We start from the raw sequence: 25,662 nt of genomic DNA on the forward strand, positions 1-25,662 counted from the left end.
TTTCCGGACAGATTTTTTAAAAATATTTTTACTGATCTCTTGTTAAGGAACAATGGTCGTAAACAAATACACGGCAAAAAGCACCAATAACACCACGCCCTGCATAACCGTCGTCCTGCCGGTGCCAAATGATAACGCAACCGTGAACAGCGAGAGGATCAGCAATAGCGTAGATTTTGTGTCAATTCCCAATGTCACGGTCATGCCTGTGAAGATGGACACGACGGCGACAACCGGAATCGTAAGTCCGATACTCGCCAATGCTGAGCCCAAAGCCAGGTTTAAACTAATTTGTAGACGATTTTTCTTCGCAGCCCTCACCGCCGCAAGGCCCTCAGGCAAAAGAATAACAGCTGCCACAATCACACCCACTAGCGACTCCGGTGCGCCCATATCAACAACACCTTTTTCAATCGTCGGGGCTAATAATTTGGCCAATAATACAACCGCAGCAAGGCAAACCAGCAACAGCACGGTGCTCAGCAACGTCACCCGATTGGTAGGCGGCTCGACATGCACTTCTGATTTAGAATCAATGTCCGCAGGAAGGAAATAAGCGCGGTGGCGGACCGTCTGAACCATGACGAATGTTCCATAAAGAACCAGTGAAATGATCGCCACAAAAATAAGCTGGCTGTTGTTGTAAAATGGACCTGTGATGCTGGTCGTATAATTGGGCAGAACGAGTGTAAGAACCGAAATGGCAGTCAGTGTTACCAACGCCGCGCTCACACCATAACGCCCGAAATGCTGCTCCTGATAACGATATCCGCCGACTAAAAGACACAATCCGATGATGCCGGTTAAGATGATCATAATGGCAGCAAAAACGGTGTCCCGGGCAAGTGCAGCCGTTTCTGTGCCCCCTGCGAGCATCAGTGAAACGATCAATGCGACTTCAATAATGGTGATTGCAATTGCGAGCACGAGCGTTCCTGCCGGTTCGCCTACGCGGTGTGCGATCACTTCCGCATGGTGCACTGCTGCGAGCACCACGGAGATCAGGGCAACCGCTAATAATATGTCATAAAAGCCGCCTAGCTGCAAGGAATTTCCATAATAAATGAGCCACGCCAGAACAGGACTGACGATGGACCAGACAGGAAGGGAGAGTTTATTTTTCATGTTTTTGTACTGGATGGTTTCGTTACGGCAAAAATCAATTTATAAAACAAATCCTCAAACACACCTTTTTTTGAAGAAAACTTGCCCGGAAAATTTCGCGCCAGCAAAATTTTATTTGGGATTTTGACCTGGAAAAATGGTTTCCGGCGCGCTTTTTGTAAGGCCCGCGGCCATCATTAGTCATCGTAACAGACGCCGTATGTATCCAGGATTAAAGCTCCCGCGCACGATCGTTTTTTTGACACTGTTTGCGCTCATTTCATGCAAGGATAATCAGAAACAGCAGGCCAGCAATGCCGACACGCCCAAGGCTTACGCTGTGCTGGCTTTGGGCCTGAGGTCCATCACATTAAACAGCGAATATCCGGCCACGATCGAAGGGCAGCAGGACATTGAGATCCGTCCCAAGATCGACGGATTCATCGAAAAGATCTTTGTAGACGAAGGCGCGGCAGTCAGAAAAGGACAGCCGATTTTCATGATCAGCGCACCGGAGTATGAACAGGAAGTGCGGACGGCCGAGGCGAACATTAAGATTAACCAGGCAGATGTAAATTCAGCCGAAATGAATGTCAATAAGGTGCGGCCGTTGGTGGAGAAAAAAATCATCAGCAAATACGAGCTCGAATCCGCAGAGTTTAATTTACAAGCCAAACAAGCTGCACTTGCACAGGCATACGCAGCCCTTGCAAACGCCCGGACAAACCTCGGTTATACACGCATAACAAGTCCGGTCAACGGCATTATCGGGTCCATTCCATATAAAATAGGAAGTCTGGTCAACAGCAACACGCCGCAGCCGCTCACCACAGTTTCCAACATTGGTAACATTTATGCTTACTTCTCGATCAACGAAAAGCAAGTTTTGGAATTTAGCAAAAATACAAAAGGAGCAACAACGCAGGCCCGGCTCGCAACCATGCCGCCCGTTTCACTCGTGCTGGCCAACGGTGCCGAGTTTCCCGAGAAAGGCCGGATCGAGGCCACGAGCGGTTCCATTAATGTAGAAACCGGATCCGTGCGGGTAAGAGCAACTTTTCCAAATCCGGGCAGCATTGTCAGGAGCGGAAGCAGCGGCGTCATCCGCATTCCTACAAAGTTAGATTCCGCCATTGTGATCCCGCAAAAAGCCACTTATGAGATCCAGGGCAAAAGATTTGTCTACCGCGTCGGCGCCGACGGAACGGTCACAAGCACCGAAGTAAGCGTTCGCGAGAATAGTGACGGGCAGTTTTTTGTCGTGGAAAAAGGCCTTGCGGCTGGGGATAAGATCGTGCTGGAAGGCGTTGCAACGCTTCGCGAAGGGGCTAAGATTGTTCCGAAACCCGTCGCGGCCGATAGTGTGTATGTTCAAAACCAATAGTTATGTTCAATCGATTTATAGACCAGCCTGTACTTTCTACGGTCATCTCTATTCTTATTGTCATTTTGGGTGTGCTGGGATTGCTGTCATTGCCCATCGCCCAATATCCCGAGATCGCGCCGCCCACGGTTGTCGTTTCCACTTCTTATCAGGGAGCCAATGCGGATGTGGTCCTGAACAGCGTCATCGTGCCGCTTGAAGAACAGATTAATGGTGTGGAAAATATGACTTACATGACCTCGGCAGCCGGCAATGATGGAACCGCACGCATTACGGTCAATTTCAAACTCGGCACCGATCCTGACCTTGCATCAGTAAACGTTCAGAACCGGGTTGCCCGCGCCACCGCACTTTTGCCTGCGGAAGTCATCCGTTCCGGGGTTACCACAGCCAAAAGTCAGAGCAGTAACCTCGTTATTTTCTCACTTTACAGCGATAATCCGGCTTATGACCAGACATTTCTCCAAAATTATGCTGAAATAAACCTTGTTCCGTTAATCAAGCGCGTCACGGGCGTGGGAGAGTCTGCGGCATTTGGGCGGATGGATTATTCGATGCGGATTTGGCTCAGGCCGGACGTCATGGCCACGCACGGACTCGTCCCGTCAGACGTAAGTGCTGCCCTAGCCGAACAGAACATTGAAGCAGCGCCCGGCCAATTCGGAGAGCAGGGATCGCAGTCGTTCCAGTATGTGATCAAATATACAGGCAGACTCAGGGATGCTTCCGAGTTTCAGGACGTCGTAGTCAAAGCCACTTCCGGCGGGCAAATCCTGCGGCTCCGGGACATTGCACGGATTGAGCTGGGCGCACTCAGTTATTCCAGCAGCACAACAACAAATGGCAAACCTTCGGTGGGTGTTTCCATAAACCAGACGGCCGGTTCCAATGCAAAAGAAGTGATTGAAGGAAGTCTGGCGGTTTTAGAACAGGCAGCCAAATCGTTTCCCCCCGGCATTAAATATGTAACGCTCATCAATGCCAACGATTTCCTTGACGCTTCCATTTCCAAAGTGATCCACACGCTAATTGAAGCGTTTGTGCTCGTGTTTATCGTCGTATTTATTTTTCTGCAAGATTTTCGTTCCACACTCATTCCGGCCATTGCTGTGCCTGTGGCCATTGTAGGAACGTTTTTCTTCCTTTTAATCTTCGGTTTTACAATCAACTTGCTCACGCTCTTTGCCTTGGTGCTGGCAATCGGGATCGTCGTGGATGACGCCATAGTTGTCGTAGAAGCAGTTCACGCCAAGCTCGACCAAGGCTATACATCCGCCTTGAAAGCCACCAAAGATGCAATGTCCGAAATTTCGGGGGCCATCATTTCGATCACGCTGGTTATGGCGGCGGTTTTTGTGCCGGTTAGTTTTATTCAGGGTTCATCAGGGGTTTTTTATAAACAATTTGGCCTTACGCTCGCCATTGCCATCATATTATCAGCCGTTAATGCGCTTACGCTGAGCCCGGCCCTTTGCGCCATTTTTCTAAAACCACACGAAGTGCATGAGGAGCACAAGAAGAGTGTTTTACAAAGATTTTATGCGGGCTTCAACCGGGGTTTTGAAAAAACGACAAATAAATACAAGCAGTCCGTCACCTTCCTGATCGGCAAGCGCTGGGTTAGCGCAGTGATCATTCTCGTGTTCGCCGGGCTGTTCGTTTTCCTCCTCCGCACCACGCCCTCCGCATTTGTGCCGGGTGAAGACACCGGTTCCATCATGGCCGACATTGCCTTGCCGCCATCCGCATCCACCGAGCGCACCGAAATCATGACAACACAAGTGGAGGCCATAGCGCGCACCATTCCGGAGATCCAGAACATTCTGAAAATCACCGGGCGCGGGATGATTAGTGGCGTAGGGAGCAATTACGGAATGGTCGTAATGCGTCTGAAACCCTGGGCCGAGCGCGGCGGGAAGGGGCAGGATGTGCAGTCTATTATTGGTAAATTATTTGCCAAGACAAGCGGCATCCGGGACGCGAAGATCATTTTTTTCGCACCGCCCACAATCCAGGGTTTCGGAACATCGGGTGGTTTTGAATTTCAATTGCAAGATCGCAGCGGAAGTGACATTGCGATATTTTCCAAAGTAGGCAACGACTTTATTGCAGCACTCAACCAGCGTCCCGAGATCCAGTTCGCGTCCACCTCTTTCAATGTCAATTTTCCACAATATCAGATCGACGTCAATGTTGCCAAGGCCAAAGTTGCGGGCATCACCGTGAACGACATTATGAGCACGATGCAGGGTTATTACGGAGGCGTGTATGCGTCCAATTTTAATCAGTTTGGCAAACAATTCCGGGTCATGTATCAGGCAGAAGCGGCCGCCAGGGCCAATCCGCAGGGATTGAGCAATGTTTACGTCAGAAATGCCAGCGGGCAAATGGCGCCTATCACGGGTTTTATCAACCTTAAAAGAGTTTATGGTCCCCAATCCATTTCCCGGTTCAACCTCTTTACATCCATCGGCATAACGGGCTCGCCCAATGCAGATTACAGCTCAGGCGATGCAATTGCGGCCATTCAGGAAGTAGCTGCGGAAGTGCTTCCTGCTGGTTATGGCTATGAATTTTCGGGAATGACACGCGAAGAAATTGCGGCTGGCGGACAAACGCTGTTCATCTTTCTGCTCGTGATATTGTTCGTTTATCTGCTGCTCAGCGCTCAATACGGAAGTTACATTCTCCCATTTGCGGTGCTTTTGTCACTGCCCATCGGTTTGGCTGGTGCCTTCATTTTTGCGAGCCTTTTTGGCATAACAAACAACATTTATCTGCAAATCACGCTCATCATGCTCATCGGACTTTTGGCCAAAAACGCTATCCTAATCGTGGAATTCGCCGTTGAGCGGAGGCGGCACGGCATGGCGCTCGTGCAGGCTGCGGTGGAAGGAGCCGAAGCCCGGTTGAGACCGATCCTGATGACATCATTCGCATTTATTCTGGGTTTGGTGCCGCTGATGGTGGCAAAAGGAGCGGGGGCAACCGGTAACCGCTCCATAGGCACAGGCGCAGTTGGGGGAATGCTAATCGGGACGCTCGTAGGGGTGTTCGTTATCCCTGTCCTTTACATTGTTTTTCAATCATTGCAGGAGCGGATCAGCGGCACGCCGGAAGAAGTGGCAGAGAGAAAAAGAAAGTTGGAAGAATGATTTCGAATGGTTGCAAATACGGATTTAACACGCGGATTATGCAAAATAGAGAATTGAAACTGCTAATTATTTTTTGCCTGACGGGCATGCTGATCGCCTCTTGCAAGGTGACGCGAAACTATGAAATGCCCCAAGTGCAAACCGATAATTTGTTCCGGGACGTAGCAACAAACGATACGACGGGCCTCGCCAATGTTCCCTGGAACCAGCTTTTTACTGACACGATTTTGCAAAGGCTGATCAGCGACGGCATCAACCGAAACCTCGACTTACGGGCTGCTTACACACGCATTGAGCAAGCTGAGGCTTATTACAGGCAGAGCAGAGCAGCGTTTTATCCGGTGTTAAGCGGCAATGCGGGAGTCACAGAATCTAAACTTTCGGAAGCGCAGGGATTTGGGATCAGGACGGGTGCGACGCAGTTCACGCTCGGACTGGCCGGAAGCTGGGAAGCCGATATTTGGGGCAAGCTCAGGAGCAGCAGAAGGGCCAGTTTTGCGAGTTTGCTGCAATCACAGGCAGGAGCGAGGGCGGTGCAAACCAGTCTTGTGGCTGACATTGCCAATTATTATTACACCCTGCTGGCGCTGGATCAGCAGTTGATCATTACGCAGCAAACCGTTTCCAACTGGGACACAACCGTGCTGGCTATGCGCGAATTGAAGGAGGCAGCCATTGTGACCGAAGCCGCCGTTGTCCAAAGCGAAGCACAGCGTTATGTTGCCGAAGTGACCATTCCTGATCTGCGACAGCAAGTCAGGGAAACTGAAAATGCATTGAGTATTTTGCTCGGCACGCCGCCTAATGCCGTCAGACGCGGTGCACTCGACGGACAGGATACGGTGGAAGTGCTGCAAACCGGCGTGTCGTCCAGGTTGCTGGCGAACAGACCCGATGTGCAGCAAGCCGAGTTGAATTTTCGTTATTATTTTGAGTTGACCAATGTTGCCCGCACTTACTTTTATCCGGCATTTACGATCACCGGATCAACGGGTTACTCTGCCCTGGACATCGCGCAGCTGCTCAATCCGGTTTCCGTCGCCGCAAGCATTGGCGCAGGTCTAGCACAGCCGATTTTCAACCAGCGCGCCAACCGGACGCGGCTTGAAGTGGCCAGAGCGCAGCAGCAGGAAGCATTGTTAAACTTTCAAAATACATTACTAACGGCCGGTCAGCAGGTGTCGGACGCGATGTCTTTGCATAATAATGCATTGGAAAAAATGAATATCAGGCGAAATCAGGTGATTGCTTTGGAAAAATCCGTTGCCTATTCTCAGGAGCTTTTGAGAAATGGTTTTGCCAATTATACGGAAGTGATCACGGCAAGACAAAGCTTATTGCAAGCACAGCTCGGCGGTGTTAACGACCGGCTGCAAAGACTGCAGGCGGTCGTTAATCTTTACCGGTCGCTCGGAGGCGGCTGGACTGCGGCGCAATGATCCTAATGAAAAAGACCTGCACCTTAGCGAATCAAACACTATTTATTAAGATGCTCTTTCACCGCTTTTACGGAAGGCCCCACTTGCTTCACGGCGTCTTCCAGTTTTTCTTTCGAGACGCCTAATGCATCTGTCCAATAGGCAATTTCGTAATCTTCGCTAATGTTAATGCGGCTGCTGTCAGCCGGTCCTTTCTTGGTTTTATCGTCTGCCATGTCTGTTGTGAAGTTTTAGTGATGCCAACCAATTAAAAAAGTCATACCGAAGCATATTTGGGCCAACATTGCATTGAGTAAACCGGCGTGTTACCGCACTTTGATCCATTAATGTTGAGCAGTAACAATTGGCCAGCAAATTATTTGACTAAACTAAAAAGATACATGGACGAGATTAGAAAAGAAGACATTAAGCAGGAAGTTTTTGACCTGTACGACGACTACGCGCACGACCGGATCGACAGGCGAAATTTTATGCAAAATCTATCTGCATATGCGGTCGGCGGCATTACCGTTGCGTCGCTGATGAGTTTCCTGATGCCGGATTATCAGGGAGCCATTCAAGTGCAGGCCAATGATCCGCGGTTGAAGTCCGATTACATTACTTACGATTCTCCAAAAGGCGGAAAATCCATTAAAGCACTGCTATCCAAGCCAGAGGGCGCAGCCGGCAAACTGGGCGGCGTTGTGGTTGTACACGAAAACCGCGGCCTCAATCCGCACATTGAAGATGTGGCAAGACGCGCTGCATTGGCTGGTTTTATTTCCTTGGCACCGGACGCTTTGACGCCGTTGGGTGGTTATCCCGGCAATGATGATCAGGGCAGGGAAATGCAGAGCAAGCGAGACCGCAATGAGATGCAGGAAGATTTTATTGCTGCATATGAATATTTGAAAAACCACAAAGACTGCAATGGTAAAATCGGCGTCGTAGGCTTCTGCTTTGGCGGCGGCATTGCCAATATGATGGCCGTGCGCATTCCTGATCTGGCGGCGTCTGTTCCTTTTTATGGTGGACAACCAGCTGTGGAAGATGTTCCCAAAATCAAAGCGCCGCTATTGTTGCATTATGCAAGTCTGGATGCGCGCGTTAATGAAGGCTGGCCCGCATATGAAGCCGCTTTGAAGGAAAACAAGAAGGATTACACCGCTTATATGTATCCGGATGTGAACCACGGGTTTCATAATGACACGACGCCGCGCTACGACAAAGCCGCCGCGGAACTGGCCTGGAAACGGACGGTCGATTTTTTTAAAGAGAAACTGAGCTAGCCCTTTTCGGCGCACAACATTCCACTGCTTTTGAAGTTATAAAACGCGTAACTTTGGATCATGAAAGGTTGCGCTATGACTGTGGCAAGATTTGGGGCCGATAAGAGAAGATTTACGTTGATTTTATGCCTGCTGCACTGCATTTCCGGTTTTACAATAGCCGGAGAAAGCGGCAGGGTTTTACAATATTCACTGAGCCAGGGATTGTCCTTCGGCATCGTCAACAGCATTGTTCAGGACAATGACGGATTAATGTGGTTTGCCACCGGAGACGGCCTTAACCGCTTCGATGGCACCACTTTTAAAGTTTTTAAAAACAATCCCGACGATCCGCAAAGTCTGTCCGGAAACTATGTGAAATCTGTTTTTCGCGATCGCGACGGCACTATTTTTACCACTTCCCGCAATGGGTTAAATGAATTCGTTGCCGAAAAAGAGATCTTCAAAAGGCATGTTCCTGAACCCGGGCCAAGTGCGACGGGAAGCGATGTGAGTGACATTTCGCAAGCCGCCGACGGCAACCTCTGGGTTTCATTGAATGGTTCGGGATTCGCGCTTTTTAATAAAAAAACAGGCAAATTCACCTACTATAATCAAAGCACGCTCCCCGGACTGAAAACAAATTCCGTGTTGAATGCCTTTGAAGATTCACACGGGTTTTTGTGGCTGGGCACGCGCGAGTCGGGCATTGAGGTTTTTAAGATTGGTAAAAACAGAAAGCTTCAAAAAGCAGCGCTTAACCTGCAAAATATCCCTTCCACCCGCATCAACGGCATTTTTGAAGATCATTTACACAACATCTGGATCGCTTCTGCCCGTGGTTTAATCCTTTTCAAACGTGCCGACGCGCGGTTTCATGTGCTGCATTTGGCAGCCAATTTGCGCAGCGACATTTATCTCGCAATCCAGGAAAATGACCGGAAACAATTGCTCGTCGGGTTGCAGGACGGCGGACTTTACAGCATGGATTTGGATCAGGTTGCCGGCCGAAATCCAGCCGATTATGATTTTGTAAAAGTTAATGATTCTCAGAATCAAGGCATTACCAGACGATCTGTTCAGGCCATTTACATGGATCGTGACAAGAATGTCTGGCTCGGGACTTATGGGGAAGGCGTTTATCTGATCAGCAGCATACCCGAAAAGTTCAGGAGCTTTGCAACCAAAATCCAGGATTCGCGTGCTGAAAGTTATTTGCGTTACTATGGAATGTGCGTCGATAATGATGGCAATTTGTGGCTGGGCACCGACGGCGACGGGATTTATAAAACCAAAAGCAGCGGCGAAATTATCAAGCATTACAAACCCAGCGACGCACCCGGCGCACTGACCGACGGCGCCGTCATTGCGGCCCACCGCGGCAGGGACGGCACTTTGTGGTTTGGGACTTACTCCAAAGGCCTGTTTCGTTACAATGCTGCTAATGACTCATTTACCCAATTTGCAAACAACCCCAACGACCCGGCCAGTTTGCCAAAAAACGATGTCCGGGTTATTTATGAGGACAAAAAAGGAAATATCTGGGTCGGCACGAATGGGGGAGGACTGGCCCGAATGAATCCGGAAACGGGCAAGTTTTCACAATTCATTACGAGAAACAGCAGCATTAATTCCAATGATGTGCGTGCCATTGCGGAAGATCAGGCGGGTAATTTGTGGATCGGAACCTATGGCGGCGGGCTTAACCACCTGGACGTATGGCGTATGAAGTTTACGTCTGTTCTCAATGATCCGAAAGGCTCCGTTTACTTATCCAACCGTATTATTTTCTCCTTATACTTTGATGCCAGAGAACGGCTTTGGATTGGTTCGGAGGGAAACGGGCTCGTGATCTACAATCCAAGGGAGCGCACTTCGAAGCATTTTACAGAAAAGAACGGCCTTGCTAATGATGTAATTTATGCCATTCAGCCCGAGAGTCCGGACCGGATGTGGATCAGCACAAATAAAGGGCTTTCCCGCATTGACCTGAAAACGAACAAAATAGACCACTTTAATCAAAGTAACGGCTTGCAGGGCGGGCAATTTAATCCCAATTCGGCCTTATACAATATAAAGGAACGGTTCATGGTTTTTGGTGGCACCCAAGGCTGGAACCTGTTTTATCCTGCCGAAATCAAACCTTCGAAATTCAAACCGGAGATCATGCTCAGCGGACTGGCTCTTTTTGGGCAGAATGTTGCAGTAGGGGATGAAAAGGATGGCGAAGTAATCCTGGATAGTCAGATTTCTGATCAGCAGGAGATTACATTGCAGCCAAACCAGTCCGTATTTACCATTGCCTACACCGCGCTTAACTACGCTTATCCGGAGTTGAACAGCTTTGCATACAAGATGGAAGGCCTTGATAATGACTGGAACTATGTCAAAAATGAGCGGTCCGCGACTTACCGCTATTTGCCCGCGGGTGACTACACATTCAAGGTGAAAGCGGCTAATCAGGATGGAGTCTGGTTTGAAGATTATGCAGCGTTGCGTGTGCACATTTTGCCGCCCTGGTATCGCACCATTTGGGCATATCTGCTTTATATGGGCATTGCGGCAGCATTGATTTACTATTATCAGCAATATAAAATGAGACAAGCCGAGCTGAAATATCAGGTCCAGCTTGCGCATTTTGAAACGCAAAAAGAGAAGGAGCTCAACGAGAAGAAGCTCGCATTCTTTACACACATTTCGCATGAGTTCCGGACGCCTTTGACATTGATTATCAATCCCGTGCGAGAGCTTTTGCTTAAAATGGACCACCGCAGTGCCGATCAGGAAAGTCTGAACATTGTTTACAGAAATGCAAAACGATTGCTCAGCCTTGTGGATCAGCTGCTGCTTTTCAGAAAGGCGGATTTGCATGCGGATAAGCTTAATCCGGTTGTTTGCAACATTACCAAGCTCGGATTGGAGGTTTTTCAGCATTTTACGCACCAGGCGGAGCAGCGGAATGTGACTTACACATTTCATAGCAGCAGTGATGATCTCGAAATCGTTGCCGATCGGGAGAAAATTGAAATTGCGCTTTTTAATCTCATTTCCAATGCCATCAAATACACACCCCGAAACGGCAGTGTCAGCATGGAAATCAGCGAGTTGGATGAACAGGTCGAAATCACCGTAACGGACACCGGTCAGGGCATTCCCGAAGAAGCGCGCGACAGTGTTTATTCCGTTTTCCATCAGTTTCAGGACAGCCGCTCACCTTCAAAAGGTGGTTTTGGTATCGGACTTTATCTTACCAAGACATTTGTAGACAGCCATTTTGGTAAAATAACATTTGATTCAGAAATTGGAAAAGGCACTGCATTCAAGGTTTTGCTGCACAAATCACACCCGGAATTAATTGGCGGACAACGGCCCGTTGATTCCTCAGAAGGCAATTCTGTGTTGCTGGAAGAGCTTTCAGAAGGGGATGTTTTGCTTGGTTCAGCGGCTATTTCCAGCCAGCAGATGATCATGGACGAACTCAGCTCAGACGTCAAATCGATGCTGATTGTGGAAGACGATGCGGACATTCGCCAATATATCGGACAAGCTTTTGCAAACGATTTCAAGCTTTTGCAGGCCGAAAACGGAGAAGACGGCCTCGCGCTTGTCCGTAAGCACATGCCCGACATTGTGATCAGCGATGTGATGATGGCGGGCATCAGCGGCATTGATATGTGCAGCCAGATCAAAGCTGACGTGACGCTGAGCCATATTCCCGTGGTTTTATTGACGGCCAGCACTTCTCAGGAATCCAGATTGAAGGGCATTGAAGGCGGAGCGGACGACTACATCAGCAAGCCATTTGACAAAGCCATGCTCGTGGCGCGGGTGAATGCGATCCTGAAAAACCGGAACGACCTGCAACGTTACTTTTATAACGAGATCACATTGCAGGCAAGCGATTTCAAAATCTCGTCGGAATACAAGGATTTTCTGAAAGAGTGCATCCGCGTAGTTGAAAATCACCTCACGGATCCCGACTTTTCCATCAAAGTGCTGGCTGCGGAACTGGGCATGAGCCATTCGACGATCTATAACCGGATCAAGTCCATTTCAGGTCAATCCACCAATGCTTTCATCCGTTTTTTAAGGCTGCGCCGCGCCGCCCAGATCCTGATCACAACCGACATTACAATCTCAGAAGCATCGTATCAGGTCGGAATCAATGACATTAAATATTTCCGTGAGCAGTTCAATAAATTGTTCGGTATGAAGCCTTCGGAATATGTCAAGAAGTTCAGAAACCCGTTCCATGTCAGTGTTCAGATGAATCGGGGTGTTTTTCAGAACAAATTGGATAATTGAAGTTTTTTGAGTCGAAAATTGGATAATAGTATTATTGCGTAGCAAGTTATTTATCGAAAGGCCCTGATTTTTTCCAAATCAGGGCCTTTTTATTGATTTGCCCCCTCTTTAATGTGAGAATGCCCCCCGCCCTGCAAATACAAATAATCATACTTTTGATTGGTCGATTTATAAAACTGCGCACCCCGTAAGTTTAGATCGGACAGCCAATTATTCATTATTTACAATTGATTTATGAAGAAATCTTTTCAAAAAAGCAGCGCGATGCCGGGCTCCTCTGGCAACCTGCGCGCCAAGCAAATGATCCTGGCACTGCTGATGGCCATGACTTCGCTGTGCAGTGTGGCGCAGACAGCCTTCGTGGTGAAGGGGACCGTCACAGGCGATAATGGCGACGCATTGCCGGGCGCAAGTGTCATTTTAAAAGGGACATCAACCGGAACAACCACGGACGTTGACGGGAAATATTCGCTCAGCCTCACCGACGGAAACGGAACGCTTGTGTTCACCTATATTGGTTATGTAAATCAGGAAATCGCGGTGACCAACCGCAGCGTGATTGACGTGACGCTGCTTACCAATGACAAGACACTCGATGAGATCGTCGTTGTGGGTTACGGAACGCAGAAAAAAGCAACATTAACCGGATCTGTTTCGGAAGTGAAAGGTGCAGACATTGTCAAAAGCCCGCAGCCTAACCTTTCCAACTCACTGGCTGGCCGGTTTTCAGGATTTGTAGCCAACAACCGCGGCGGAGAGCCGGGTTATGATGGTTCCAGCTATACAATCCGCGGATTTGCTTCAACAGGAAACAATGATGTGCTTGTGGTTGTAGACGGAATTCCAGGCCAGGTGGGCGGACTTGAACGTCTTGACCCGAATGACATTGAAAGCATCTCGATCCTGAAAGATGCATCCGCTGCCGTTTACGGAAGCCGCGCTGCGAATGGCGTTATTTTGGTTACAACGAAAAGAGGAACGACGGGCAAGCCTGTCATTTCTTACAGTTTCAATCAGGGTTTTTCGTCGCCAACGCGGTTGCCTAAGCTGGCTGATTCGCCTACATATGGCACAATCCTGAACGAGATCGACTATTATAACAACCCTGCTGGCGGCATGAACCAGTTTTACACGGCTGAGGAAATCGAGAAGTTCCGTAACGGATCTGACCCATTGAACTATCCGAACACCAACTGGCAGAAGGAAACATTGAAAAATTTCGCGCTGCAAAACCAGCATAACCTGGGCATCAATGGCGGAACGGAGAACGTTAAATATTACGTGTCGCTGGGAACGATTTATCAGGATGGTTTATACAAAAAGGGAGCAACCAAGTATAAGCAATACAATTTCCGCTCGAACATTGACGCCAATATTACCAAGGATTTCTCAGTAAGTCTTTCACTTTCGGGACGTCAGGAAAACAGACAATTCCCGATCTCATCTGCTGGAAACACATTCCGCTCAATTTACCGCGCTTACCCGACTGTAATCGCGCGTTACCCGAACGGTTATTACTCGACCGGAGTTGAAAACAGCAATCCGGTCGTGCTGGGAACGGATATGGGCGGAGCAAATGTGAACCCGACATCGGTTTTCAACGGAATTGTGCGTGCAACTTATCATTTGCCATTTGTTGAAGGACTTTCTGTCGACGGCTTTTATTCGGTTGACAAATCATTCAATTTCTCCAAAAGTTTCAGCACGCCCTACACGCTTTACGGTTATGACCAGGCGACTTCCGCTTACAATCCGGTTGTAACAGGCGGTTCAGCCGGCGCGGCTTCATTGACCCAATCGCAGATCAACATTACCAACATTACGCAAAACCTCCGGCTGAGTTTCTTGCGTCAGTTTGGCAAGCATAATGTGAATGCATTTGTGGCTTATGAGCAAAACAAGCTGAACAACATTACATTCGGCGCTTCACGAATCAACTTCCCGACCGTTTCTACGCCGGAACTTTCACAAGGCGGTGCGGCGGCAACGGATAAGAACAACTCAGGAAGCAGCTACAACTTTACCCGTAAGAGCTTCATCGGCCGTTTTGCTTACAATTTCAGCGAAAAATATCTGGCCGAAGTTCAGGCACGTGTGGATGGTTCGTCCGTTTTTCCGAAAGGCAAGCAGTTCGGATTTTTCCCGTCGGTTTCTGTTGGTTACCGCATCTCGGAAGAAGACTGGTTCAAGAGCAGCGTAGGTTTTATCAACGACCTGAAATTCAGAGCATCTTACGGTTCCTTGGGTAATGATAATGTGGGCCAGTTCCAGTATTACAACAACTATTCTTTTGTTAACCAATATGTGCTGGGTTCCAATGTAATCACGCCCGGAATTGACCTCACAAAGCTTGCTAACCCGGACATTACGTGGGAAGTTGCCAAGAAAATGGATTTGGGTATCAATGCGGTTTTCCTGAAACATTTCAACCTGGAATTCATTTACTTCCAGCAGAAGCGTTCGGACATTCTTGCGGCACGAAATGCTTCTATTCCAAACACTTCGGGAATTGTTAACCCGTACAAAACCAATGATAATACGCCATTGGTGCCGGATCAGAATATCGGAAAAGTGAACAGCTCGGGTGTTGAAGCCACATTGGGTTACTCACGCTCCGGAACATTCCGTTACAGCATTTCGGGTAATGTAACTTATGCAAAAAGTAAGATTGTGTTCATCGATGAAGCGCCTGGCGTGCTTGATTATCAGCGCCAGACAGGTAATCCGCTTTACACGTATCTGCTTTATAATGCTGTCGGCATTTTCCGTACACAAGCCGATCTGGATCAATATCCGCACTTGAAAGGCGCGCAACTAGGCGACCTGATCTACGAAGACCACAACGGCGACGGCGAAATTACAGCCGACGATCAGACGCGGACACCATATGGAAATGTGCCTCTATTAACGTACGGAATGGTTTTCAATGCAGGTTACAAAGCATTTGACGCATCGATCGTATTCTCTGGACAAGGCATGGTAAGTCAGTATGTGCTTCCGGAATCGGGACAGGTTGGAAACTTTTACAGCAGCTGGGCAGCCAATCGCTGGTCTCCATCCAATCCCGAAGGTTCTTACCCACGGGTTGACACACGTTCGTCATCTTCTGTGAACGGTGGTTTGTATGGCAGCACTTTCTGGTTGGACAACGCTTCTTTTGTCCGTTTGAAAAACATTGAGGTGGGTTACACACTTCCTAAGGATGCATTAAGCAAGATCAAAATTGCTTCGCTGCGTGTGTATGCAAGTGCATTTAACCTGTTCACGATCACCGGTGTAAAGGATTATGACCCGGAAGGAAACAGCAACAGCGGACAATTTTATCCGCAGCAGAGAATCTTGAACCTCGGTGTAAACATTAAGTTTTAATTGAAATTGAATATGATAAAGCAAGTAAAAAATATATCAATCGCATCCGTCCTGCTTGCCGCAACGATGACCTTTGTAGGCTGCAAGGAGAATTTCCTGGACGTGGTGCCCACAGACCGGGTTTCTGATGCTGCAATTCTGAGCGATTCGGTGCTTTTTGAATCCTACGTAATCAACCGTTACCTGGGGACCCGCCTTACCGACAAAGAAGCGGAAGGAACATTGCCCGGATTCGGAAGAGGATTTGAATATGCCATGTGGTCGTCTTTGACAGACGAATCCATTTACAACAATGATGACAACACCTGGCTCGTGCAGCGCGGACAGATCGCTCCGGAAAACACCGGCATCGCAGGCACCATCTGGGGCAGAAGTTACAGAAGCATCCGCGAGATCAATTATGCGTTGGCTAACATTGATAAAGTGCCCATGAGCGCAGGCAGAAAAAGCCGCTTAAAAGGAGAATTGCAATTCCTGCGTGCCTTCCGTTACCACGATCTGGTTCGGAATTACGGAGAAGTCGTTTTGCTTGGCGACAAAGTGTATGAGCTTAGCGACGACCTTACCAACATGGAATTGTTCAACCGCTCGGACATTAAGGCCGGTGTCGATTACATTGCGTCACAGCTGGACGAAGCCGCTGCATTGCTGCCGCTCGATAATGATAATGGTGCATGGAAACTGGGCCGTGTGACCAAAGGCGGTGCATTGGCATTGAAATCGAGGATCTTGCTTTACGGCGCGAGTCCGCTTTATAACAGTGCCGCAACATGGCCTCAGGCCGCAGCAGCAGCGAAGGCTGTTATGGATTTGAACGAATACAGCCTTTACACAGGCGGTTACGGGAAATTATTTATTACAAATGACAACCCAGAGATCATTTTCGGACGTCTGTATGCACCTGGCGCACGCCACGTATGTCTGGAAATTGCCAATGGTCCGAACAGTTACAATGCATGGGGTGGCAATGTGCCGGTTCAGAATCTGGTCAATGATTATGAAATGATGGACGGCTCCAAAATCACCGATGCAGGCACCAGTTACAATCCGCAAGACCCTTACAAAGGCCGTGATCCAAGGTTTTACGAAACCATTCTTTACAATGGCGCAACCTATCGCGGCAGCACGATCCAGACTTACACGCCGGGTGGAAAAGACAGCAAAGACGGTCCTTCCAACTGGAACACGTCCAAAACGGGTTACTATTTGAAGAAATTCATGAACGACGCGCTTCCTATCGACAACCCCTGGGACGTTGCCGGAACGCAAACCTGGATTTACTTCCGTTATGCTGAAATTTTGCTCAACTACGCAGAAGCACAAAACGAAGCTTCTGGTCCGGATGCATCGGTTTATGCAGCAGTTAATGCAGTGAGACGCCGTCCGGGCGTAATGATGCCTGTGCTTCCTGCGGGACTTACACAAGCGCGAATGCGTGAGCGGATCCGCAACGAACGCCGCATTGAGCTGGCATTCGAAGAGCACCGTTACTATGATGTGCGCCGCTGGAAAATTGCTCCGCAAACCGAAAATGTTCCTGCTTATGGCATCGAGATTGGAAGAAGCGGAAGTGCATTTACCTACAAATTGAAGGAGGCGCTGACTGGAAAAGCATTTGCTGAAAAGCAATACTGGCTGCCGATTCCCCGCTCGGAAATTCAGGCTTCCAACAACAGGCTTGAACAAAATCCAGGGTATTAATATATATTGTAGCTGAGCGGACACAAAACCGCTCAGCTTTTTTTATTCATCCTAAACCAGCCACATGTTGAATCATTATCACAAAGGATTGTTTGCGCTTCTGTTCAGTTTTTGGTCCGTATCGTGCTCCGCGGCCGACGAACCCGAGACCAAGCCGGTCGCCAAGCCGGTGACATTAACCATTGACATTAATAAAACGTATCAAACCATCAGCCACTTCGGCGGATCGGATGCCTGGGCTTGCCAGTTTATCGGCAACTGGCCGGACGCCAAAAGAAATGCAATAGCCGATCTGCTGTTCAGCAACGACACATTGGCGAACGGACAGCCAAAGGGAATCGCACTTTCATTGTGGCGTTTCAACATTGGCGCCGGGACCACCGAACAAGGCGCAGCAAGTGACATTAAGGATGAATGGCGCCGGGCAGAGTCATTTATGAATGCGGACGGAACTTATGACTGGAACAAACAAGCCGGTCAGATGTGGTTTCTGAATGCCGCAAAACAGCGTGGAGTGAGCGAATTTCTGGTTTTTCCGAACAGTCCGCCTGTGCAGTTTACAGTGAACAAGAAGGGTTATGCCAACAACGGAAAACCGAACCTTACAGCCGAAAACTTCGATCGCTATGGTGCATTCATGGCCGAAGTCGTGAGCGGAATCCAGAAAAAAGCGGGAGTTACCATTACCCACATCAGCCCTGTAAATGAGCCGCAGTGGGACTGGAGCGATGCGGGCCAGGAAGGAACGCCGTTTTATAATAATGAAATCGCAGGCATTGTACGTGCATTAAGTGCCGCTTTAACAAAAAAGAACCTGACCACAAAAATCAACATTGCCGAAGCTGGACAAATTGATTACTTAACCTCAGACTTCAACAAACAAGGCAGGGGAAATCAGGTCAACGCTTTCTTCAATCAAACTTCACCCGATTACATTGGTAACCTGCCTAATGTGACGAAAGCTATTTCGGGCCATAGTTATTTCACAACATCACCTTACGCAACCGCTGCGCAGAAAAGACGCGAACTGGCGACTGCAACAAAAGCCGTTCCCGGCCTGCAATACTGGATGTCCGAATATTGTATTTTGGGCGACAATGATGGCGAGATTAAAGGCAATGGCAAAGATTTGGGCATTGATGCAGGGCTTTACGTGGCCAAAGTCATCCATAATGACCTTGTTAATGCCAATGCGAGCGCATGGCACTGGTGGACGTCCATTTCGGCGTACGATTATAAGGACGGGCTTGTATATGTTGACAAAAACAAAACGGACGGCGCTTATCAGTCGTCGAAAATATTATGGACACTTGGCAATTACAGCCGGTTTGTACGCCCAGGCGCAACCCGCATTGATGTGGCAACTGGTGCAGAAAACAACGGTTTACTCGTTTCTTCTTACAAAAATGCGAACAATCAGCTGGTGACGGTTATTGTCAATGAGCAAGGTGCAAAAGCCGAAATTGAATTGAAGCCTCAGGGTTTCAAGCTGGCAAATTTGAAAATATATGAAACTTCGGCACAGGCAGATTTAAAACCATCCGTTGCGAAAAATGGAAATGTGGTCAGTGTTGGTGAAAGAAGTGTTTTAACCATTATCGGAGATATTATTAACTAAGCTAAATCAATTACTTAATTACGGGCTCACCATCAGACCCGATTTGTTGGAATGATTTTTACTGTGCACGGGATTTTTTCGTGTACAGTTTTTTTTTGTCACTTCAACAAACAAATTATGAAAAAGCAATTGATGTGCGCCGCGCTGGCAGCAATGTTTCTGGCGGGTTGCACAAAAAAGAATGAGGGTCAGGACCAGGCTTCCGAAGGCACTGCCATTGACTCTAGTGTAGTGGGCACAGACACGAATGCAACGGATGTGCGCAAAGGAATCGACCAGAGCGATCCGACAAAACAAACTACACCCGGACAGGATACACTCAACTCTGACCAGCCGAGAAAATAACGCGGCGAAAATAGAATCCTGGGCATAATTTTTATAAGAATTCCACTCCCCAGGATTCTATTCAATCCAGAAAAGGAATGTCCCATTCAACAATTTCAGTCCATCTTATATGAAACACTTTACCTTTCGGGCTATGTTTCAAATGGTTATGGTTTTGCTTGTCGCCACACGGTTGCTGGCGCAAGACAGAACTGTGACCGGCGTAGTCCAAACCGAAGCAGGCGAAGCGCTGCCCGGTGCAACTGTGCTGCTGGTCGGAACCAGCACCGCAACAATTTCTGATGCAGACGGCAAATTTTCCATCGCTGCGGCCTCCGGACAAACATTACGCGTCACATTCATCGGCTACCAGCCCACTGACGTGCCCGTAACCGACCAATCCACTTACACCATCACTTTGCAGGAAGATGCGCGCAATTTGCAGGAGTTCGTGGTGATCGGTTACCAGTCCGTCCGGCGTACAGACCTAACCGGTGCAACGGGAATCGTCGACGCGCAAAATACGAACCGGCGCATCGCGCGATCCGTGCCTGAAGCATTGCAGGGCATGACGCCCGGCGTGCAGGTCCGCAATGGCGGAGCGCCCGGCCAGGAAGCCGTCGTTAACATCCGCGGATTAAGCACATTATTTGGCAATGCAAGCCCGCTGTATGTGATTGACGGCATGTTCGCCGATGCCAATACAACTGTGAATCCCAATGATGTGGAAACCATTCAGGTTTTGAAAGATGCCTCAGCCGCCGCCATTTACGGATCGCGCGCTGCAAATGGCGTCATCATTATCACAACCAAAAAAGGAAAAGAAGGCACGTTAACGGTCAATGCAACAGCACGTTACGGGCTTTCTTCCATTCCAAAGCGCTGGGATATGATGAATGCGCAGGAATATGTGGAGACTAACACGCGTGCTTATCAGGCAGCCGGTTATGCATTGCAGCCAGGCGTTGCGAATTATAATGGCAGCGTCAACACAAACTGGGCCGACGAGCTTCTGCAAACGGGCTCCATTCAGGATTACAACCTCAGCATTTCAGGCGGAGGTAAAGACAGTAAATACTTGATTTCCGCTTCCTACTTTGCAGACGAAGGCGTGCTGAAAGCGCGTGATTTCCAACGGGCTGCATTGCGGATCAATACGGAAGCATCACGCAACAAATTCACATTTGGTGAGAATATGATGATCTCCGCAACGGAAAGAAACGCGCCGTTCCAGGGTGGCTTTGCGGAAGGAAATGCATGGTACGACATCTGGTCCAGCCTGCCGATCATTCCCGTGCAAAGTGCCGATCTGGCTAGCAGTTCTAATCCGGGCGGGTGGGGTTTTGGATCGTTCAATAACCGCTCATTTGCCAGAAATCAGATCGCCATTAATAACATTACAAAAAGCACTTCCAACTTTTTCAAAATTCTTGGTAACGCCTATCTCGATTATAAAATCCTGAAAGGGCTCAATTACAGGTTTAATGCAGGGTTGGAAACCAGTTTTGATAAAGTGAATGATGTGAGAAGAGAAGGGCTTTGGTATTGGAACCAGTCGCCAGAATTCAGCAGCGTAGGACAGACCCGTGCACAATTCCTGAGTTATCTTTTCGAGCATACGCTAAACTTTAATTACACATTTGGCAAACATGCACTGAATGGTGTGGCCGGTTACACGCAGCAAACCATCCGAACCGATGATGTGGGCGGACGCAGATTGCAGCTCGGTCAGTATGGCGGCGAATATTTTACCACCATCAATTCAGCAAGCGGCGGCATGACCGCAACCGGAACCCGTTCGCAAACATTGATCAGCTCCGCATTAGGCCGGATCAATTACAGTTATGCGGAGAAATATTACCTGACCCTGACTTTCCGGGCAGATAAGGACTCGCGCTTTTCACCTGCGCACCGGACCGGCTATTTTCCTTCTGCCGCAGTTTCCTGGAAGCTGAGCAATGAGGAATTCTTCAAATCAGACATCATTACCGAGCTGAAACTGAGAGGTTCTTATGGCGTGCTGGGTTCTGCTAACCTAACCAATTATCAATACACGGGTTTCCTGAATCAGGCGCCCCGGGCCGTTTTTGGCACAGGACAAAATGAATATCCCGGCGCAACGCAAGCCCGGCTCGTGTATGAGGATATCAAGTGGGAACAAAAAGCGACTGCCAACATTGGTGCTGATATGACCTTGTTTAACAACAAGTTATCGATAACGGTCGATGCGTTCCGCTCAAAAGCAAAAGATGTGTTGCTGTCCCTTCCGCTGCCTTTGTACATTGGCAATTTGCAGGGTGATCCTTTGGTTAACATTGGCTCTATTGAGAATAAAGGCATAGAGCTGGAAGTGGGTTACCGGCAAAACTCGGGTCCGTTCACTTGGAGCGTGGCTTCCAATTTCAGTGTGATCAGGAACAAAGTGCTGGAACTTGGGAATCTTGGAATTGATGAAGAAACGGGTGAGCCGCGCAACTACATTCAGTCGGGGAACACGCGATCACAAGTCGGCCGCTCGATCGGTGAATATTATCTGATCCAGACCGACGGACTTTTCCAAAGCGACGAAGAGGTGCAGGCGCACCGTGCGCAAGCCGCTTATGCGAAACCGGGCGACATTCGCTACGTTAACCGCGTGGATCAGGGAACGACGGACGACATTAACGACCGCGACCGGACCTTTGCAGGAAGTCCCTGGCCTAAACTCACATCCGGTCTTATTCTAAACGGCACATACAGTGGCTTTTCTTTGAACGTGCAGTTTTACGGCGCTTTTGGGCAAAAGATTTACAATGATGTCCTGCGCGAACTTGATGCAATGGGCTATTCGAATTACCGCCGCGGCATTAATCCCTGGACGCCCACCAACACAGACACAGATTTTCCAAGGTTAGGCGTTTCCTACGCCACGGGCGCAGCCGGCGATCCTGCTTCCGCAGACAGGGGCATTGTTTCCAATGTGCGCGGAAACACCGATCGCTGGCTTGAAAACGGATCTTATCTGCGGCTGAGAAATGTGGAGCTGTCTTACTCACTGCCGGAAACTGTCACCAAAAAAGTCGCATTGGGAAGCGCAAGAGTCTATATGAGTGCTCAGAACCTGCTGACTTTTACCAAATATTCGGGACTGGATCCCGACGTTGTAGGCGCCAACTTCAACTTGGAACCGGGTGTGGATCTGGGCGGATATCCTGCTTCGAGAATCATTTCGTTCGGCCTTAACCTCGGATTCTAAACTCCTTTTTTATCAAAAGAGACATTATAATGAAAAAGATATTTTTGCTAACCATCGTCGTCCTGCTCGCCACGACGGCCTGCGACCGGGATTTCGACGAACCGAATCCAAACAATCCGACCATTGCCTCATTCTGGAAAAGTGAGTCGGACGCGATCAAGGGGATCAATGCTGTTTACAGCACATTTCACCGCACCGCCACGCTTTATTCCCGCTTCCTGTTTTACCACGGCATGCTGCGGTCCGACGAAGGTTACGGCTCCGGCGGCGACATTACACTGAACAACGTGATGAGTTTTGTCCAGACCAATTACAACGAAGGCCTGACAGCAGGAACCTGGCAAAATCTGTTCATCGGTGTGTTCAGGGCCAATCAGGTAATCGCTTATGTGCCGGCCATACAAATGGACGAGGCGCTGAAATCGCGTATTATTGCGGAAGCCAAATTCCTGCGCGGATTATTTTATTTCAATCTGACCCTGTATTTCGGTCGTCCGCCGCTTATTCTGGAACCATCGGAACCCACAGACCGGCCTTCCAATGCGACCAATGAGCAAGCCTGGGCACAAGTTCAGACCGACCTGAGTGAGGCAGCGCCCAATCTGCCGGTGCGTTACACCGGAGATGACATTGGCCGGGCCACCCGTGGAGCCGCCTATGCATTGCTTGGAAAGGCGTATTTGCAGCAAAACAAACATCAGGAAGCAGTTAATGCGCTAAGCTGGCTTGTGACGGGCGAAGGAAAGGACATTTACACACTGGTGCCCAATTATCAGGACAATTTCAAAGCATCAACGGAAAACAATGCAGAGTCTGTTTTTGAAATCCAGTTCCGTTTTAATCCGAATGAGAGCACCGATGACGATGTGGACGAAACGCGCATTAACAACACGGGGACTTCCATCGCGCAGTTCTACGCACCAAGAGGCGTGGGGTTTTCGGACGGTGCAGCACGGCGCTGGCTGGTCACAGAATTTGAGAAGGAAAAAACAGCAACCGGAGCACGTGATCCCAGGCTGCCTGCGACATTGCTCTTCGATTCCACGGATGTGCGCGGGCCGCAATTTACGCAGGTCTACGGGCAGACATTTGCTGCAAGATATGGGGTTAATACGGGCGAAAGCAACACGGTTTGGTTTCGTAAACAGTTGAATGACAATGAGCCCGGCAGAACAGAAGAAGGTTTCCGCTCACCCAATAATTATCGCCTGATCCGCTATGCCGATGTGCTGCTGATGTATGCGGAAGCATTGAACGGCATTGGGCAAACCGCTCAGGCTTACCCATATGTGGATCGCGTTCGGGTACGTGCGGGATTGCGGCCGTTGACTGCGGTAAGGCCCGGGCTGAGCAGGGAAGCATTTCTGGCGCAGCTGAAACATGAGCGCATTACCGAGCTCACCGGTGAAGGCTGGCGGTTTGCCGATCTGCAAAGGTGGGGAGAGCTTGGGCCTGAGCTGGCTTCGCGCGATCCCGAATTTACCAATTTCGTCAAAGGCCGGAACGAATGGTATCCGATTCCGCAATCCGACATTGACCTGAACCCCAATCTGACACAAAATCCGGGTTATTAGTCAGGATGATAAAACAGGAATTAGTGCAAAAGCGTTAACATAACAAATCGCAAATTGGAATGATACCAGGTTAAATGTTCCTGGTATCATTATTTTGACCCAATGATCAACTTCTCGCTTATATAATGAATAAACCCGGTAAAGCTTTACGTGACATTCTTTTGAGTTGGTGCATACTGGCACTTTTTCTGGACGCTTCCTGCAAGAAAAGCAGCAAAGTTCCTGAGCCCGGTGTTGCCAGCGAGACCACATTTACAAACCCGTTATTGCAATCAGCTCCCGATCCGTGGGTTTATCAAAAAGACAGTTTATACTATTATACACACACGCTGGGCAACCGGATACAGATCTGGAAAACGGCCAAAATGAGCAATCTGCGCAATGTTACGCCAGTTACAGTTTTTACTGCTCCGGACACGGGTGGAAATTCCCGCGACATTTGGGCACCGGAATTGTTTTTTCTGGACAACAAATGGTATATCTATTACACGGGCTCAGATGGAGAAGACCGCAATCACCGGATGTGGGTTTTGGAAAATGAAAGCGCCGATCCGACAACGGGAACTTGGGTGAGCAAAGGCATGCTGACCACGAATCCTGCTGATCTCTGGTCCATCGACGCAACTGTTTTCGAGCATCAGAACGCGCGTTATCTGGTATGGTCCGGGCGTCCGTTCGCGAGCGGCGCCAACGATCTGACCCAAAATATTTACATATCCAAGATGAGCAATCCATTCACATTAACAGGTCCGACGGTGCGCATTTCGACTCCGCAGTATGACTGGGAAAAGCATGGATTTGGCGTGAATGAAGGGCCGGAGATTTTGCGCAATCCGTCTGGTAAAGTTTTTCTGGTTTATTCCGGAAGTTACTGCGGCGACGACCGCTATGGGCTCGGATTATTGAGCCTGAACGAGAATGCTGACCCGATGAACGCTGCAAGCTGGGTTAAACTAGACCAGCCGGTCTTCACGGGTTTGGCTTCGGCAAATGCATTTGGAGTCGGTCACAACGGTTTTTTTAAATCAAAAGACAAAAAAGAAGACTGGATTTTGTATCATGCGAATTCGTCGGCAGGGCAGGGCTGCGGTGGCGCCAGAAATGTGCGTATGCAACGTTTTACGTGGACATCGGCCGGACTGCCGAGCTTCGGTGAGCCGGTTTCGACCGGACAAGCGCTGCCGGTTCCGTCGGGAGAATAAGGATT

At 49.0% G+C, this 25,662-nt stretch carries 14 protein-coding genes; 12 read left to right on the top strand and 2 right to left on the bottom strand.

Translation table 11 applies throughout. The features are described 5' to 3' along the window. Nucleotides 1–42: 42 nt before the first annotated feature. On the bottom strand, nt 43–1,125 hold the full coding sequence (locus AC0IYG_RS15575; protein WP_471711984.1) for a calcium:cation antiporter: 1,083 nt from the start codon (nt 1,123–1,125) through the stop codon (nt 43–45). Nucleotides 1,126–1,324: 199 nt separating this feature from the next. On the opposite strand from AC0IYG_RS15575, the gene AC0IYG_RS15580 reads away from it, so the two are divergent. From AC0IYG_RS15580 to AC0IYG_RS15590, 3 genes are read left to right on the top strand one after another with little or no spacing between them, the layout of a single operon-like run. Further along, nucleotides 1,325–2,488: an efflux RND transporter periplasmic adaptor subunit gene (locus AC0IYG_RS15580; protein WP_471711985.1), complete on the top strand. Its 1,164-nt coding sequence runs from the start codon at nt 1,325–1,327 to the stop codon at nt 2,486–2,488. Nucleotides 2,489–2,490: 2 nt separating this feature from the next. Next, nucleotides 2,491–5,643, top strand: coding sequence for an efflux RND transporter permease subunit (locus AC0IYG_RS15585; RefSeq protein WP_471711986.1), 3,153 nt, complete (start codon nt 2,491–2,493; stop codon nt 5,641–5,643). A 38-nt stretch (nt 5,644–5,681) separates the two neighbouring features. After that, a complete protein-coding gene (locus AC0IYG_RS15590) occupies nt 5,682–7,082 on the top strand; it encodes an efflux transporter outer membrane subunit (protein ID WP_471711987.1) in 1,401 nt (466 codons plus the stop codon). Nucleotides 7,083–7,120: 38 nt separating this feature from the next. Here AC0IYG_RS15590 and AC0IYG_RS15595 read toward each other — a convergent pair whose 3' ends face one another. Continuing rightward, complete coding sequence (locus tag AC0IYG_RS15595) at nt 7,121–7,297, bottom strand: DUF3606 domain-containing protein (RefSeq protein WP_471711988.1); 177 nt, start codon at nt 7,295–7,297, stop codon at nt 7,121–7,123. Nucleotides 7,298–7,462: 165 nt separating this feature from the next. Between AC0IYG_RS15595 and AC0IYG_RS15600 the strand changes: the two genes are divergently transcribed. From AC0IYG_RS15600 to AC0IYG_RS15640, 9 genes are all read left to right on the top strand, one after another. Then, a complete protein-coding gene (locus AC0IYG_RS15600) occupies nt 7,463–8,350 on the top strand; it encodes a dienelactone hydrolase family protein (RefSeq protein WP_471711990.1) in 888 nt (295 codons plus the stop codon). A 60-nt stretch (nt 8,351–8,410) separates the two neighbouring features. Then, on the top strand, nt 8,411–12,634 hold the full coding sequence (locus AC0IYG_RS15605; protein WP_471711992.1) for a hybrid sensor histidine kinase/response regulator: 4,224 nt from the start codon (nt 8,411–8,413) through the stop codon (nt 12,632–12,634). Between the two features lie 234 nt (nt 12,635–12,868). Continuing rightward, on the top strand, nt 12,869–16,003 hold the full coding sequence (locus AC0IYG_RS15610; protein WP_471711993.1) for a SusC/RagA family TonB-linked outer membrane protein: 3,135 nt from the start codon (nt 12,869–12,871) through the stop codon (nt 16,001–16,003). Nucleotides 16,004–16,015: 12 nt separating this feature from the next. Continuing rightward, nucleotides 16,016–17,704 carry a RagB/SusD family nutrient uptake outer membrane protein gene (locus tag AC0IYG_RS15615; RefSeq protein WP_471711995.1) on the top strand — a complete coding sequence of 563 codons (1,689 nt, stop codon included), beginning with the start codon at nt 16,016–16,018 and terminating at the stop codon, nt 17,702–17,704. Nucleotides 17,705–17,768: 64 nt separating this feature from the next. After that, nucleotides 17,769–19,322 (top strand): glycoside hydrolase, encoded by a 1,554-nt coding sequence (locus tag AC0IYG_RS15620; protein WP_471711996.1) that lies wholly within the window; start codon nt 17,769–17,771, stop codon nt 19,320–19,322. Between the two features lie 117 nt (nt 19,323–19,439). Further along, nucleotides 19,440–19,667 carry a hypothetical protein gene (locus AC0IYG_RS15625; RefSeq protein ID WP_471711997.1) on the top strand — a complete coding sequence of 76 codons (228 nt, stop codon included), beginning with the start codon at nt 19,440–19,442 and terminating at the stop codon, nt 19,665–19,667. Nucleotides 19,668–19,776: 109 nt separating this feature from the next. Next, nucleotides 19,777–22,881: a SusC/RagA family TonB-linked outer membrane protein gene (locus tag AC0IYG_RS15630; protein WP_471711998.1), complete on the top strand. Its 3,105-nt coding sequence runs from the start codon at nt 19,777–19,779 to the stop codon at nt 22,879–22,881. A gap of 29 nt (nt 22,882–22,910) precedes the next feature. After that, on the top strand, nt 22,911–24,455 hold the full coding sequence (locus AC0IYG_RS15635; RefSeq protein ID WP_471712000.1) for a RagB/SusD family nutrient uptake outer membrane protein: 1,545 nt from the start codon (nt 22,911–22,913) through the stop codon (nt 24,453–24,455). Nucleotides 24,456–24,580: 125 nt separating this feature from the next. Next, nucleotides 24,581–25,657 carry a glycoside hydrolase family 43 protein gene (locus AC0IYG_RS15640; RefSeq protein WP_471712002.1) on the top strand — a complete coding sequence of 359 codons (1,077 nt, stop codon included), beginning with the start codon at nt 24,581–24,583 and terminating at the stop codon, nt 25,655–25,657. Nucleotides 25,658–25,662: the final 5 nt, after the last annotated feature.

The sequence above is a fragment of the Dyadobacter sp. AC419 genome (genome assembly GCF_979253085.1).